The organism is Cupriavidus basilensis (assembly GCF_029335485.1).
Lineage (GTDB): Bacteria > Pseudomonadota > Gammaproteobacteria > Burkholderiales > Burkholderiaceae > Cupriavidus > Cupriavidus basilensis_E.
On record NZ_JARJLM010000532.1, the window covers coordinates 36,043 to 49,590 of the forward strand.

Genomic DNA, 13,548 nt, shown 5'->3' on the forward strand with positions numbered 1-13,548 from the left:
TTGTAATTAGAATGGCTCATCGCACCCTGTCGGAATGGTCAGGTCTCGCACTCGCATTCAAGCTTGGAGTGGAATGAGGAAGGCACCCAAGAGAGTCGCCAATGCGGCGGCCATCAGTAGCCACCTGAAATCCGTCACCAAATTCCCCGTACTCTCCGCCATAAGGTTCTTCTCCACACGCTTGGCCAAAAATGGGCCGAGGAAGGAGTTGGAAGTACGAGAAACGAGCATCATCACGCTGAACAGCGCAAAGGAGACTGCGATCCTCCCTGTACGAACGCCGGCAATTCGGATGGAGTAAGCCAACGTCCCGATCAGGTGGATCACAAAAGTGAGAAAGCAGATGAAGAAGAGCTGGATATCCATCGGTATGGCCTTCTTTTGCTTGTCTGCGGGGGCGGCGTCGTTGCGAATCCAAGCCTGTTGCGTCACTTTACCAGAAGCTCTCCCATGGATTCCGCCCCTAACCACAGACTTGCCAGAACGCCTGGCGGCATCCGATCCAACGGCCATTCCTGGCCGAGAGCGGAAGTCCGGGTCCGCAGGCCAGGCCGGTCACTTCTCGGCCCCGCTCGGCGGCGTCCCTTGCGGTGCCGGCGGCGGGGAGTAAGGCTTGTAGTCAGAGTTCGTGAGTTTTGTTACCAAGCAGATATTTTTCAATGCGGGAATCAGGAAAGAACCATACGCCAGCCATTAAGGTCAGTATAAAAAACGAAGCTGCGCTGCTGAAAAAACTGGCCAGAATCGCTAATGCGTAGATAGGGATGGATAGCTTCCCTTTTAGGTCGTTTCCGATGGCCTGTCTAAGTGCGGAATGTTCGCCATCATAGTTCATGATGAGTCTTGTGAGCAGTGAGTAAGAGACAGCGCACATGAATAGGACAAATGCATACATTGCCGTCGGTGTCTCCGCAAAGGCAGATTTTCCAGTCCAGGTGGTGGTGAATGGAATCATGCTTAGCCAAAACAGCAAGTGGAGGTTGGCCCACATAATTTTGCCGTTAATACCACGGGCAACTTGAAAGAGATGATGATGGTTGTTCCAGTATATTCCGACGTAAACAAAGCTTAGTACGTATCCGAAAAAATTAGAGGCGTTATTAAGGATATCTTTAAGAGAAAAGCCTTCAGGAACCTGTAATTGAAACAACATGAGTGTCAAGCTTACGGAAATGACGCCATCGCTAAATGATTCAAGCCTGTTTTTGCTGATGCTCATGATGTCATCCACTCATCTGAATTGGTTGCGAAATGCCATGCGCGCCATATATGCGACCGGGATCGTAAATGGAAGGACACTCCAGAATCCGATCGTCACATAGAGGGATGCACCCAGGAAAGCCCCGATCACAAAGCCGATCACAACACTTGCGCTTTTGAGAAGATCCTGGAAATTGGTGCGCGTCCTGGCACGCAAGTAGTTCGACAGATCGATACCCAGTTGCGTGGTGTTTCCGGTCATCATGGTGCTGGGACTGATGTACTTGATCAGTGTCTTGCTGGCAGTATTCCGGACGGCAAGCGCGACGAGGCCGAGGCCTCCAGTCAAAGCAAGGCCCGCGCCATCCGGATGATCGAACGGTTCGAGATGCACGCCGGCGACCATGAAACCCAGCAAGAAGGTCGCTTCAGCAACAAACAGCCAACCTAAGGTCTGGTGGGTCTGGTGGGTCCGCTGATTGCGGTCAATCAGCATCTTGCTGATGACGACCGTGACAATGAACAGTGGTATGGCGCCGAGCTTGATCCATAAGCCAGCCCCACCTTTGACGAATGCCGCTCCCGCGAGCACCAGGTTTCCGGTGACGTGTGCGGTGAAGAAGCCCAGCAGCGCAATGAAGCCAATCGTGTCGATGGCGCCGCCCACAATAGTGAGAAGGATTGGCGCTTTGCATATTTCCCAGAGGCTGAGATTTTCGTTTTTTTCTGTATTGTTTGATGCGTTGACGTTTGCGTTCATGGTTGAGATCCATCCTGTAAATGGGTGCAGCGGGCCTTGCACTCGCCCAACTCCAGGCGCTCGGCCGATCCGGGAATGCTGAACGGTGGCAAACGCTCGCCGGCAGCATTGTCTTCGCTTGTTTGTCTCGCAGGGGCATGCCCGCGGGGGAGGGTTTCCCCCGCGGAAAGGGAGCGATCATGCAATCAGCGTCTTGGCGACGATCGCTGCCGCCACTACGCTGGACGCGCTGATGGACAGCCGGCATCCCAGCAGGAGGGCGCCGTTGGCCACGCTTCGACCTGGCATCATCTTGTGCGCTCCGAGGGATGACTGGTGGCGGACATGCATCAGCGCTCGACGACCGGCGCGTGCACGGGAGCCAGCGATGCGTGAGGGGTTGCCGTGCGCTGCGCGGCCTTGTGGACCATCGTGTAGGCATAGTCGACCCCCATGCCATAGGCGCCCGAGTGTTCCTTGGCCACGGCCATCACCTCGTCGTACGTTTCGCGGTTCTTCCAGTCGCGTTGCCATTCCAGCATGACCTGTTGCCAGGTCACGGGCACCACGCCTGCCTGGACCATGCGCTGCATGGCGTAGTCATGCGCTTCCTTGGTCGTGCCGCCCGATGCGTCGGCCACCATATAGATCTCGTAGTCGCCCTCAAGCATCGCGCACAACGCGAAGGTGGTGTTGCAGACCTCGGTCCACAGGCCGGCCACGACGATCTTCTTGCGGCCATTGGCGGCCAGCGCGTCGCGCACCTTCTGGTCGTCCCAGGAGTTCATCGAGGTGCGCTCCAAGGTTTGCTTGCCGGGGAAGACGTCGAGCAGTTCCGGATAGGTATAGCCCGAGAACGAATCGCTTTCGACGGTGGTGATGGTGGTCGGCACGTCGAAGATCTTCGCCGCCTTGGCCAGGCCCACGACGTTGTTCTTCATGGTCTGGCGGTCCATTGACTGCACGCCGAAGGCCATCTGCGGCTGGTGGTCGATGATGATGAGCTGGCTGTTGCGGGGGGTCAGGACTTCAAGCTTGGCGTTCGACATGGTGTTCTCCGGTGGAATAATGTTCAATGATTTTGATGTTCTGTCCGGCAACCCTGTTCTCGCTCTGTTGCGGTGTAGCGCCGTCCATGTGCAGAACTATAGCGTCGGCAAGTGCACGAACAGTCAATCTGGATTGACAATGTTGTTCAATAAATTTGATATTTGTGGAGTTGTGCTAGGCCGCGGCGATCAACGCGCGAATCAGTCATTCGCAACTGAAAGGAGCGGCCACGGCCCGAAATCATGAGCGCAGCCTTAGGGGGCGCGGTGCATTTCCAGCGGCGGGTCTGACGCAAGGCCGTCGTTTCTGTCTACGAATTGGGGCTCTTGGTGATCCCGTCCCCAGCTCGCTGCGCACAGCTGGCCCGCGCGAGCACGACCCAGGCCCCTAGCCAAGCGCATACGGGATGAGCGAGAACTGCTCCAGATGATAGGGAGGCGGGCATTCAGAAAGAAGCGCTCAGACGGGAGGCGGGCATTGCCGCCATATCCGATATGACTGTGCACGGGGCGCATTGCCTACGGGCGGCGATATGCAACCACCGAACCCGCCGCGACGACTTAAATTTTCTGGTCTGGCTGGAATGGCCGATCACGAAGGACTCGTCTTTTGCGTCCCAGTGACCGATTCTAGTGCGGAGCCGACGTCTGAACGTCCGGCCGACCGGATGGGCGAATGTCGCCTCTCTCGGTTAGGGACGACCGCTGCTGCCGGGCGGGGATCCGAGCGGGACCGGCCAGAAGGCGACGTTATTGTTCAAACAGTGCGCTCGCGCGCCAGCATGGAAGGCACCAGCCAGGAAGATGATCGTCGTCTTCTTCATGCACTCCTTATTGTCCGCCGTGGAAAATGAGGCGGACCTGCCTAGCTTAGATCTATCGGCATTTGTGCCCGCTACTTTACATCCAGGCGTCGCCCAACGCGGCCAGTTCTGGGGCACTTCAATCGTGACGCTCTTTCCGGGTATGCCAATACCTCAGTCCGCGCCAGCGTAACGACTGACGGACGCGGCATTTCCGGACCACGACTTCGCACCTGGAAGCTGCCGTTAAGCTTGGAACAGACGGGTAGCCGGGATGGGTCAGTATCGGCCTCTCGGTTCGGGAAAGGTCGCCCGTTCGATAATCGGCTGCAGGCGGCCGTTCACGGCCAGGGGCTGTCATTCACCGCTATGTTCGCTGGCCCCGCAGCCGGAGCACCCCGTGCGCCAGGGGCCGCCTTGCTTTATGGCCGGTGGGCGCCGCAAAGCGCAAGCGGCTCTTCACGCGTGCGGCCAGAAAAGCGACAGCCCTGCACGTCCGATCGGCTATCATGCCAATCCTCTCCGAAGTAGCTCCCTATGATCTCCGTCCGTAATGTTACGCTGCGTCGTGGCGTCAATGTCGTGCTCGACCGCGCGTCCGTCACCTTCAACCCCGGCGAAAAGATTGGTCTTGTCGGCCGCAATGGCGCCGGCAAGTCGTCCTTCTTCAGCCTTCTCAACGGCACGCTGCACGAAGACAGCGGCGAGTTCTCGATTCCCGCTGCATGGAAGATGGGCCAGGTCGCGCAGGAAATGCCGGAGACCGAGCAGAGCGCGACCGACTTCGTAGTCGAGGGTGACACCGCGCTGTTGGCCGCGCAGGCCGAAGTGGCCGCCGCCGAGGCCAGCGACGACGGCATGCGCATGGCGCACGCCTACATGGCCCTGCACGACGCCGGCGCACACGATGCCCCCGCACGTGCCCAAGCGCTGATCCTGGGCCTTGGCTTCAGTGCTGCGCAGCTTAGTCAGCCGGTCAACAGTTTCTCCGGCGGCTGGCGCATGCGACTGCAACTGGCGCGCGCGCTCATGTGCCCGTCCGACCTGCTGCTGCTCGACGAGCCGACCAATCACCTCGACCTCGACGCGCTGGTCTGGCTGGAAGCCTGGCTCAAGCGCTATCAAGGAACCCTGGTAGTGATCAGCCACGACCGCGAATTCCTCGACGCGGTGACGCAGGTGACGGTGCACGTCGACAACGCCAAGCTCGTGCGTTATGGCGGCAACTACAGCAAGTTCGAAGACATGCGCGCCGAGCAACTCATATTGCAGCAGGCCGCGGTGGCCAAGCAGGCAGACAAGATCGCCCACCTGCAGAAATTCATCGACCGTTTCAAGGCCAAGGCCTCGAAGGCGAAGCAGGCGCAGAGCCGGGTCAAGGCGCTCGAACGCATGGAAAAGATCGCACCGGTGCTTGCCGACGCAGAGTTCAACTTCGAGTTCAAGGAGCCACTCAACGTCCCGAACCCGCTGTTGTCAATGCTGGACGCGAGCTTCGGCTACCCGGCGCCGACCGGCGCACTGCCGGGCACGCCGCCCACGGTCATCGTGCGGGGCATCAACCGTTCCGTGCTGGCCGGGCAGCGCATCGGCATTCTCGGTGCCAACGGCCAAGGCAAGTCCACGCTGGTGAAGACGGTGGCGCATGCGCTGGCGCCGATTTCCGGCGAAATCAGCGAAGGCAAAGGCCTGAATATCGGCTACTTCGCACAGCAGGAACTCGACGTGCTGCGCCCGCTCGACACGCCGATGGAACACATGATCCGCCTCGCCAAGGACACGCCGGCGCACATGCGCGCCCCCGGCCAGAGTGGCACCGAACAATCCCTTCGCACCTTCCTCGGCACCTTCAACTTCAGCGGCGACATGGTCCATCAGCCGGTTGGCACCATGAGCGGCGGCGAAAAGGCGCGGCTCGTGTTGTGCATGATCGTGTGGCAGCGCCCCAACCTGCTGCTGCTCGACGAGCCGACCAACCACCTCGACCTGGCCACGCGCGAAGCGCTGGGCATGGCGCTCAACGAATTCGAAGGCACAGTGATGCTGGTCAGTCACGACCGGGCCCTGCTGCGCGCCGTATGCGACGAGTTCTGGCTGGTCACCAAGGGCGGCGTCGAACCCTTCGACGGGGATCTGGACGATTACCAGCAGTTCCTGCGCGACGAAGCCCGCCGCATGCGCGAGCAGCCTGCCGCAGAGTAGAAGGTCATCGCCTGAAATGGCGAGACAAAGGGCAGGCGTGAGCTTCACGGGATTCAGCGTGAAGGTCGCCATTGAGCGCATCGAGACTGATACGAACTTCGGCGTCGAGATCGTTCTCGGGCTTACTTCGGCCGCTTTGTTTTGCTGGATCGAACAGCAGAAACGGGGCGGTCAGAGACGGTCGTGGTTTCGTGGCGGCTATCGGACCGGGATCGGGCATGAGCGGACGTTCGACCGCCGTTCGGGAACGTCCGCTTCCGAGCGTGAAACCATCCTTCAACGTGGCAGCAACGGCTTCCGGGTCGGCCGCCGAAGCTGCCGGGTCGCGTTTCAATGTAAGCGCGCATACCACCAACGGTGGAACTCCGGTTGAACTTCGTCGTCCGCTACCCGAGACCATCACGTTTCCCTGACGCGCGTTGTTTAGTAATTCGTTTAGTAATTCGATATGTTGACTCAACCTCTGCGACTTTCGGATTTGCTAATCGAAGGTGCCGCTCGACTCCCGTTGCGCACCGTCCGGCAGGGACACGCGCGCAAATCGCTGTTGATATTCGCGCGGGGAGAGTCCGGTCTTGCGCCTGAACAGCTGTCGAAACGTGCTGAGGTCTCCGTAGCCGACGCGCTGGCTGACAACTTCGAGACCGATGCGCCTTGATTCCAGCAACTGTTTGGCGACTTCGATGCGTAGATTCTGGAGATACACCAATGGCGCAAGACCTACTGCTTGCTTGAAACGCCGGTTGAGCGTCCGTTCGCTGACGGCGAGATGGGCGGCGAGCTCGTTCAATCGAAACCCCTGCTGAAGAGTCGCCTCCATGCGCTGTTGAGCTCGTGCGACGAGCGGGTCGGCATGTCCATGCTCGTCGAGAAGTGTGGCATAGGAAGCCTGAGAAATCCGGTTCATATCGATTAAAAGCGACTTGGCGGTCATCGCGGCAAGCTTCTCGCCAGCGAACATTTCGACCAGCCGTACGGCAAGGTTGAGGTATGACGTCACCGCACCGCTTGAGAGAATACCGTCTTGCCCAGTCATGACTTCCTGGGCCCGAAGTTCGACACCCGGATAGCGCCGTGCGAAGTCCGTCGCCTTGGCCCAGTGTGTTGTGGCGATTCGGCCGTCCAGCAACCCCGCCTCGGCAAGCAGATAGTTGCCAGTGCAGTAGGCTGCCAGCACTGCGCCGGCCTTGCGTTGGCGCCGGAGTGCAGACGACAGGGCATTCAACTGCTCACGGCGAGCAACGAACTCATCCATGTCGGCGACGAAAGGAGCCGTCAACAGAATGGCATCCGCACGTCTGCGGGCGTCGATCTTGCCATCCACGGCAATGCTCTGGCCCGAAGCGGCTCGGACCGGCTGGCCGTCAAGCGATTCCACGCACCACGCCAGCTTGGGTAACGGGTTGCGCACGCGCATGGCCTCCCCGGCACCCAGGTGGTTGGCGGCGTTGAAGACGTCGATCGGTCCAGCGACGCCCGACGCCAGAATCCCGTCATAGACCCAGATTCGGATCATGATCATATGTGTCTGAAATTCCTCGAATAATGGCAATTCTGCCACTTCCAGGCAGGCCCGGGAAGACCGATGATCGTCACGTCAAAACACGTGATGAAGGAGTAGCACTATGCCAATGATCGACGCCATGATTCCAGAAGGTGCCTTGAATCCCGAGGCAGAAACGCGTCTGCTCAAGGAATTGACCGACATTCTGCTCAGAGCGGAAGGGTTCGACCCGGGTAATCAGATTGCGCAGAGCGTATCTGTGATTTTTCTCCATCGACCTATCGCGATATTCGTCGCAGGGGTCCCCGCCAAGTCACCGCGCTACCGGATCATTCCTTCGGTGCCTGAGGGACAATACACCGACGAGTCACGCAAGATGCTGGTTAAAGAGGTGACGGAAGCGGTGGCCCGCGCCGAGAACGGAGCGTTCGAAGATGTCGCACCGCGCGTTTGGGTCTTCCCGACGGAGATCCCGGATGGCCAGTGGGGTGGTCGTGGCGTGATTCGGAGGCTGCCTGACATTCAGGCATTCATTGCCGGTGAGCCGGAACGGAGAGTCGGCGAGGAACGACTTGCGCGGCGGCGGCGCGATAAGGCACGCATGATCCTGGAAGGCGCTCTCGATGCCATATGCCGGGAGAGTGACAAAGCGTAGCAGCATCCGCGGTGGTTTGTGGGCGGCCACTTATGATGGAGTAGCAGACGTTGGCTTGTTGAGTCTGAATGGCGCCGACCCAGAGCGGTCTTTCATGCGTTGTAATAGCCGTCATTGAAGAGGATGCCGGGCAAGGCGCGCTACCTGTTTCATGGCAACGCCTGGAATTGCACGCTCGAGTCGCTCAAGAATCGTTTTGCTAGCTTTGTTATTTGTTCGGGCTCGGTCGACGTGTAGAAGGTGACACTTGACTCGCGACCGCACGCAAATTCTGGATGACGTGCCAGGTAATCGGCAAGGCTACTCGCGGTCACTTTGGGTTGAGAATAAATCTCGACATCGCGTGGCATGACCTCTGCGAATAGGTCCTCAACCAACGGATAGTGGGTGCACCCGAGCAATACCGCGTCCAGGCGTTTCTCGCCCAATCGCCGCTTCAACAATGTCACATAGCGTCTGACAGCGCGCCTGAGATCCTCTACAGAGGCGTTTGCCTCGATGAGGCGAACGAGACTTGGGCATGCTTGCTGCACGAGATTGACATTGGGCGCTCGCTTCGCGGTTTCTTCGACAAATACTCGGCTTTCCACGGTATAGCGTGTAGCAAAGACGGCGACGGTCTCCTTTGTGTGCGCTTGTAAACTGTTATCGGATCCGACTGACCAAGGGACGCCCGTCATCGCCTCTATCATCGGGACGATAACACCAATCACTCGTTTGTCCGGGTAGCGATCTGGAAGCCACGTTTGCTGAAGACGACGGAGACCAGTTGCGGCTGCCGTGTTACAAGCGACAACGATCAGAGAACAACCCAATTCAAACAGTCGCTCCAATGACGACACTGTGAGCGCATAGATCGTATCGGCATCTCGATTGCCATAAGGTGCGTTGCCGTGGTCACCGTAGTAGACGAAATGCTGATCAGGAAAGGTCTCCCGTAGTGCCTTGAAGACCGTCAACCCGCCGCTACCAGAATCAAATACTCCGATCATTTTCTCTCCATCGCGGGATAAAATCGCTCCGTCGATCCGCTATTCTTGCAACCCGTTATTGAGCCAACGAACACATGACTTTCATCGCGCAAACGCCGGATCGCGAATCACCCTGCGGCGCAACACCTGATTGAGTGGATCAGACCACAGCCGCGCCACGCACGCGCCCACCGCGCCAGACAGCATCAAGTAGGCGATCAGCAAGCCCGTCTTTTCATCCCCGGCCGTCAAGGCTGGCGGCATCGCCGTACGCATCAACCCCAGCACCAGGAGGTGGAAGAGATAGATCTCGTAGCTCCTGCGCCCAAAGGCTGTCAGCACCAGGATGATTTTCGACGTTGGCGGGTGGGTGCCACCCAGCAGCAGCAAGGCCGTGGCCAGCGCCATCGCACTCAGGCCCAGCACGTTGCTTTGCGCGATCGGCCAGGCCAAGTACAGCAGCACCATCAAGGCCACGATCCCCGCCCGGGCCGAGCGTCGCTGCAGCGTGGGATACGGCCCGCGCCGCGCCAGCAAGGCGGCGCAACAGCCGATGACGATGGCATCGAAGCAGGCCGGATAGGCGTAGAGATACGCGCTTTGTTCCCCGGGGGTCGCATAGCGGTACAGCGGCCCTGCGCAAGCTGCCAGCACCGCGAGAGCCAGCAGGTGCGATGGACGCCGCAGCCACAGGAATGCCAGGGGAAAGAGCAGGTAGAACACCACTTCGACTGACAACGACCACAGCACGCCCAGCGGATAGTTGATCCAGCCGTGCCGTGTGATCAGGACGTTCATCCAGAAGGTTGCGCCAGCAAGGTTGGCGGTCCACAGCGACACGGGCGCGCCCACGCGGTTGTCGAAGATCCGCACGCCCGCCAAGGCCAGTGCGTCCACCATCAGCAGCATCAGCAACAGCGTGGGCAGGATGCGCGCCGCGCGCAGCGCATAGAAGTCCGGTAGCCGGATCCGCTCCAGGCGGCCCCAGCGCTCGAGCGCATTGGATGTGATGAGGAAACCGGAGATGACAAAGAACATCGTCACGCCGTAGTTGCCGTTGCGGGCAATAGCGTGCACGGCGGGCCAGCCCAGCGCTGCCGCCAGGGCGGTGTCCTTGAGCGGGTAGGCGATACTGAAATGGTGAAACAGCACCAGCAGGATCGACACGCCACGCAGCATGTCGATCTGCCCATTGCGCGGATCGGTGTGCACGGCGGCGTCAGTCCTTCGTGTTGGCGTTGACCAGACCGGGGAACGCCTGGATGAAAGCGTCGCGCGCCCGCATGCCCGCGTTCGGCGTAGTGGCCTGCTCGTCCTGGATCAGGCGCGCGAACACCAGTTTCCGCTCACCTTTCTCCGCCCACCCCACGAACCAGCCATAAGCATGGTTGCGGTCATAGACGCCGTTGGTACCGGGCGATCCAGTCCCGGTCTTGCCGTAGAGCCGCCATCCGTCCGGCGCCTGCTCCTGCTCGAAGATGCGCGCCGTCATGTCGTAGGCGTGCGCGCTCACTGGCAACTGCCGGTTGACGACCTTGCGCAGGAATGCGAGTTGTTCCAGCGGCGAGATACGTAGCGATGAGATGTTCCAGGCGCCCTGCGTGCCGTTGTGCTTGCCGGGGTCGCCCGAGACGTCCTGGTTGCCGTAGCCGAAGGCCGACGTGTATCGCTGGAAGCGATCCTCGCCCAGGCGCTCGGCAACCTGCTGCGAATACCAGACCACCGAGTATCGGATCCAGCGGGCCGGGTCCGTTGGCTGGCGCCATGTTTCGCCGCCCCAGTCCGGATAGCCGGGCTGGAACGGCCACGAGGGCGTGTGTTCGTCCTTCAGGATGCCCGAGTCGAACCCCATCAAGCTGAGCGCGATCTTGAAGGATGAGGCCGGCGTATATCGCTCGTTGCATTCCCCCTGCAGCAGCAGAGGGTGGCCATTCGCCGCGTCCGCGACAACGGTGCAGATCGTCCGGGCGGAGGCCGGGAAGGCGCATAGTCCGCTCAGCAGCAGAGCAGCGGGCATCCCGCGCCAGTTCTGGCTTGGATTCATATCGGATGGTAAGTGGTGGAAGGGCCGGGCAACACAGGGGCAACACAGGCGCCGGAGCCCGGCGAAACGGCGCCAAGACAGTGGCGGCTACGCCGGCTGCTGGCGCGCGTTGAGAAGCACCAGGGTCAGCTCGCGCCCTTGAACCCGCACGCGCATGACCAGACAACGGCCCGCCAAGGCGGACATGCCCGTTTTGGACAGTTGAATGTCCCATCCCTGTCGGCCGACCAGCGGGTTGGTATTGCGATAGTGGACAGGCCCACCCTTGAGGTTCACGGTCTCAGTGAGCTGGGTACTGTCGTGCGCAATCTCCGGATAACGGGCCGCCGCGTTCACGATGCGCCCCACGTCCGCGGCCGTCGAGCGATTCGCTGCGGACAGGCCCGTCGGCTCTTTCAGGGTCGTATGGTCGAGGCCGAGCGCCGCCATCTTGCTGCGCAGCGCTCGCTCGAAAGCTAAAGCGCCGCCGGGATAGCTCCGGGCCAGCGCGTGGGCCGCCCGGTTGTCCGAGGACATGAGCGCCAGTCGCAGCAGCGTGCCCAGCGTCATGCTTGCACCGACCGGCAATTGCGACACGCTGCCCCGGGTCGCCGCGGCATCCTGAGCCACGATCCGGATACGCCGAGCCAGGTCCGGTGCCGTGTCCAGCACCACCATGGCCGTCATCAGTTTGGTCAGCGATGCGATAGGGACGGTCTTGTGCTCCGCCCGTCCGATCAACTGGGCTCCCGACGTCGAATCCGCCACCAGGACATGGGCGGCACCGCTGGCATTCACCAGCGCTTCGATATCCGACAACGCCGGCGCGGCGCCGGCCACCGTATCGAGCTTGCGGCCGAGCGGCGCATCGGTAGCGCCCAGGCCGGTCCATGCCCCAAGGCTGGCGATCGCCAGGGCCAGCCCCACGGCAAGCACGGGCACGGCCAGCACGGAACGCGAGGGTGCCGGCGCCGGACGCATCAAGCGGCGAATGCGATGGAGCAGCTCCCCGTCTCTCGCCCTTTGTGCCAGCCCAAGACCGGCGGGCTCGGGCTGCGCGAGGCGGCTCAGGCCGTCGAGCGCAAGCGCCAGCGTGCGCGGTTCGCCTACGATGGCTGCGGCAAGATCATCCGCGATGTGCTCGCGTTCCTCGCGGATGCGACGGGACAACCACCAGACCGACGGGTGGAAGAACAGCAGTGCCTCGATCACTCGCTGCAAGAGGTTGACCAGGTAATCCAGCCGCTGGACATGCGCGAGTTCGTGGGCCAACAGTGCCTCCAGCAGATTGGCCGGCATGCCCGTCACCAGGCTGGCGGGCACGAGTACCACGGGCCGCCACCAGCCTGCGGTCACCGGACTGGACAGGCCATAGGTCAGACGGAGCGCAACCCCGCGCGGCAGCCGTAGCCGACGCGACATCACAGCCACGCGCGCTATCCAGGCCGTGTCTGTCCAGGGCTGGCTGGCATGGACGGTGCGACGCAGCCAGGCCAGGCCGAGTAGCAGCCGGAGCGTCATCAGCACCACGCCGATCAGCCAAGCCGTCGCCAGCCAGGCTTGCCACGGCACGTCCGGATCGGGGGCGCTTATCAGGTCTGGCATCAGATCTGGCATCAGGCCGGGCATTGCGACTTCGCCCGGAGGGCCATCCGCCAAGACATCCGAGGTCCGCCAGGCATTCAGGGACGCGGCTGCATCCATCGCGGGTACCGCCACACACAGGAACAGGGCGGCGCACAGTACCGCATAGCGAGCCCTGGCGTCGGTCGCTCGAAACACCCACATCAGGCAAGCCGCGGCAGCCTGGATGCACAGGCCCTTCCACAAGAAGGCCAGCAGCGTCTCGCCCACCACCCAGGCGAACCCAGACAACTGACCGCTCATTTGCTGTCTCCGCGCAGCAGATCCTCGATCTCGGCGCGCTCCTGCTTGCTCACATGCCTGCCGCGCAACGCCGCTAGCACCAGCGCTTTGCCGGACCCGGCGAACGCCTTGCTGATCAGGTCTTCCAGCAAACTGGCCTGCATCGACTTCTGGCTTTGGGCAGGCGCATACACGTGGGAGCGCTCGCTTTCATCTCGCGCCAGCAGGCCCTTGGCGTGCATGATCTGCATCAGCCGCAGCACGTTCGCGTAGGTCAGGTCGGGCCGATTGGCCGACATGGTCTGGTGGACCACCTTGACCGAAGCTGGTCCCGTTTCCCACAAGGCTTGCAGTACGTCGATTTCGGCGCTGGTGGGTTTGGCGAAGGTGGCGGGCGAACGGCTCATGGCTTGGGTACGTGAAATGCTGTCCAAGGATCGATGGATCCGGCCTGGCGAATCAGTCTTCGTAGACTAATCTTTCTAGAAACATTTGTCTAGAAATGTTTTTCTAGGTTGGGGCAGCGGGCTTGAGAA

12 protein-coding genes and 1 pseudogene are annotated in these 13,548 nt (G+C 60.9%); 2 read left to right on the forward strand and 11 right to left on the reverse strand.

The window, feature by feature from the left end; all coding sequences use genetic code 11:
- Positions 1-69: 69 nt before the first annotated feature.
- From P3W85_RS33105 to P3W85_RS33120, 4 genes and pseudogenes are all read right to left on the reverse strand, one after another.
- Positions 70-366: pseudogene (locus P3W85_RS33105) on the reverse strand (lipid II flippase family protein); the annotation flags it as partial.
- Between the two features lie 253 nt (positions 367-619).
- Positions 620-1,219 (reverse strand): TMEM175 family protein, encoded by a 600-nt coding sequence (locus P3W85_RS33110; RefSeq protein ID WP_035814768.1) that lies wholly within the window; start codon positions 1,217-1,219, stop codon positions 620-622.
- Between the two features lie 12 nt (positions 1,220-1,231).
- Positions 1,232-1,960: a YoaK family protein gene (locus P3W85_RS33115; protein ID WP_276267863.1), complete on the reverse strand. Its 729-nt coding sequence runs from the start codon at positions 1,958-1,960 to the stop codon at positions 1,232-1,234.
- Positions 1,961-2,289: 329 nt separating this feature from the next.
- Complete coding sequence (locus P3W85_RS33120) at positions 2,290-2,988, reverse strand: hydrolase (protein WP_017229084.1); 699 nt, start codon at positions 2,986-2,988, stop codon at positions 2,290-2,292.
- Between the two features lie 1,340 nt (positions 2,989-4,328).
- Here P3W85_RS33120 and P3W85_RS33125 point away from each other — a divergent pair.
- Positions 4,329-5,993, forward strand: coding sequence for an ABC-F family ATP-binding cassette domain-containing protein (locus P3W85_RS33125; protein WP_276267864.1), 1,665 nt, complete (start codon positions 4,329-4,331; stop codon positions 5,991-5,993).
- A 4-nt stretch (positions 5,994-5,997) separates the two neighbouring features.
- Here the strand turns inward: P3W85_RS33125 and P3W85_RS33130 are convergent, their stop codons facing one another.
- Positions 5,998-6,327, reverse strand: a complete 330-nt coding sequence (locus P3W85_RS33130) for a hypothetical protein (RefSeq protein ID WP_276267865.1) — start codon at positions 6,325-6,327, stop codon at positions 5,998-6,000.
- A gap of 147 nt (positions 6,328-6,474) precedes the next feature.
- On the reverse strand, positions 6,475-7,515 hold the full coding sequence (locus P3W85_RS33135; protein ID WP_276267866.1) for a GlxA family transcriptional regulator: 1,041 nt from the start codon (positions 7,513-7,515) through the stop codon (positions 6,475-6,477).
- Between the two features lie 103 nt (positions 7,516-7,618).
- On the opposite strand from P3W85_RS33135, the gene P3W85_RS33140 reads away from it, so the two are divergent.
- Entirely contained in the window at positions 7,619-8,152 is a 534-nt protein-coding gene (locus tag P3W85_RS33140; protein ID WP_276267867.1) for a tautomerase family protein, read from the forward strand.
- 149 nt (positions 8,153-8,301) lie between these two features.
- Here P3W85_RS33140 and murI read toward each other — a convergent pair whose 3' ends face one another.
- The 5 genes from murI to P3W85_RS33165 form a co-directional block, all read right to left on the reverse strand.
- Positions 8,302-9,144 (reverse strand): glutamate racemase, encoded by an 843-nt coding sequence (gene murI, locus P3W85_RS33145; RefSeq protein ID WP_276267868.1) that lies wholly within the window; start codon positions 9,142-9,144, stop codon positions 8,302-8,304.
- 81 nt (positions 9,145-9,225) lie between these two features.
- Positions 9,226-10,335 (reverse strand): acyltransferase family protein, encoded by a 1,110-nt coding sequence (locus P3W85_RS33150; RefSeq protein WP_276267869.1) that lies wholly within the window; start codon positions 10,333-10,335, stop codon positions 9,226-9,228.
- A 7-nt stretch (positions 10,336-10,342) separates the two neighbouring features.
- A complete protein-coding gene (gene blaOXA, locus P3W85_RS33155) occupies positions 10,343-11,167 on the reverse strand; it encodes a class D beta-lactamase (RefSeq protein ID WP_051078549.1) in 825 nt (274 codons plus the stop codon).
- A gap of 87 nt (positions 11,168-11,254) precedes the next feature.
- Complete coding sequence (locus tag P3W85_RS33160; RefSeq protein ID WP_276267870.1) at positions 11,255-13,033, reverse strand: M56 family metallopeptidase; 1,779 nt, start codon at positions 13,031-13,033, stop codon at positions 11,255-11,257.
- On the reverse strand, positions 13,030-13,419 hold the full coding sequence (locus tag P3W85_RS33165) for a BlaI/MecI/CopY family transcriptional regulator (RefSeq protein WP_017229076.1): 390 nt from the start codon (positions 13,417-13,419) through the stop codon (positions 13,030-13,032). Before P3W85_RS33165 ends, P3W85_RS33160 begins: the two co-directional genes overlap by 4 nt.
- Positions 13,420-13,548 lie beyond the last annotated feature (129 nt).

Bases quoted from the DNA above. Each gene is read 5' to 3' on its own strand.
- blaOXA (WP_051078549.1), bottom strand. From the start codon at position 11,167: ATGAATCCAAGCCAGAACTGGCGCGGGATGCCCGCTGCTCTGCTGCTG.
- P3W85_RS33135 (WP_276267866.1), bottom strand. From the start codon at position 7,515: ATGATCATGATCCGAATCTGGGTCTATGACGGGATTCTGGCGTCGGGC.
- P3W85_RS33125 (WP_276267864.1), top strand. From the start codon at position 4,329: ATGATCTCCGTCCGTAATGTTACGCTGCGTCGTGGCGTCAATGTCGTG.
- P3W85_RS33160 (WP_276267870.1), bottom strand. From the start codon at position 13,033: ATGAGCGGTCAGTTGTCTGGGTTCGCCTGGGTGGTGGGCGAGACGCTG.
- P3W85_RS33120 (WP_017229084.1), bottom strand. From the start codon at position 2,988: ATGTCGAACGCCAAGCTTGAAGTCCTGACCCCCCGCAACAGCCAGCTC.
- P3W85_RS33110 (WP_035814768.1), bottom strand. From the start codon at position 1,219: ATGAGCATCAGCAAAAACAGGCTTGAATCATTTAGCGATGGCGTCATT.
- murI (WP_276267868.1), bottom strand. From the start codon at position 9,144: ATGATCGGAGTATTTGATTCTGGTAGCGGCGGGTTGACGGTCTTCAAG.
- P3W85_RS33140 (WP_276267867.1), top strand. From the start codon at position 7,619: ATGCCAATGATCGACGCCATGATTCCAGAAGGTGCCTTGAATCCCGAG.
- P3W85_RS33115 (WP_276267863.1), bottom strand. From the start codon at position 1,960: ATGAACGCAAACGTCAACGCATCAAACAATACAGAAAAAAACGAAAAT.
- P3W85_RS33165 (WP_017229076.1), bottom strand. From the start codon at position 13,419: ATGAGCCGTTCGCCCGCCACCTTCGCCAAACCCACCAGCGCCGAAATC.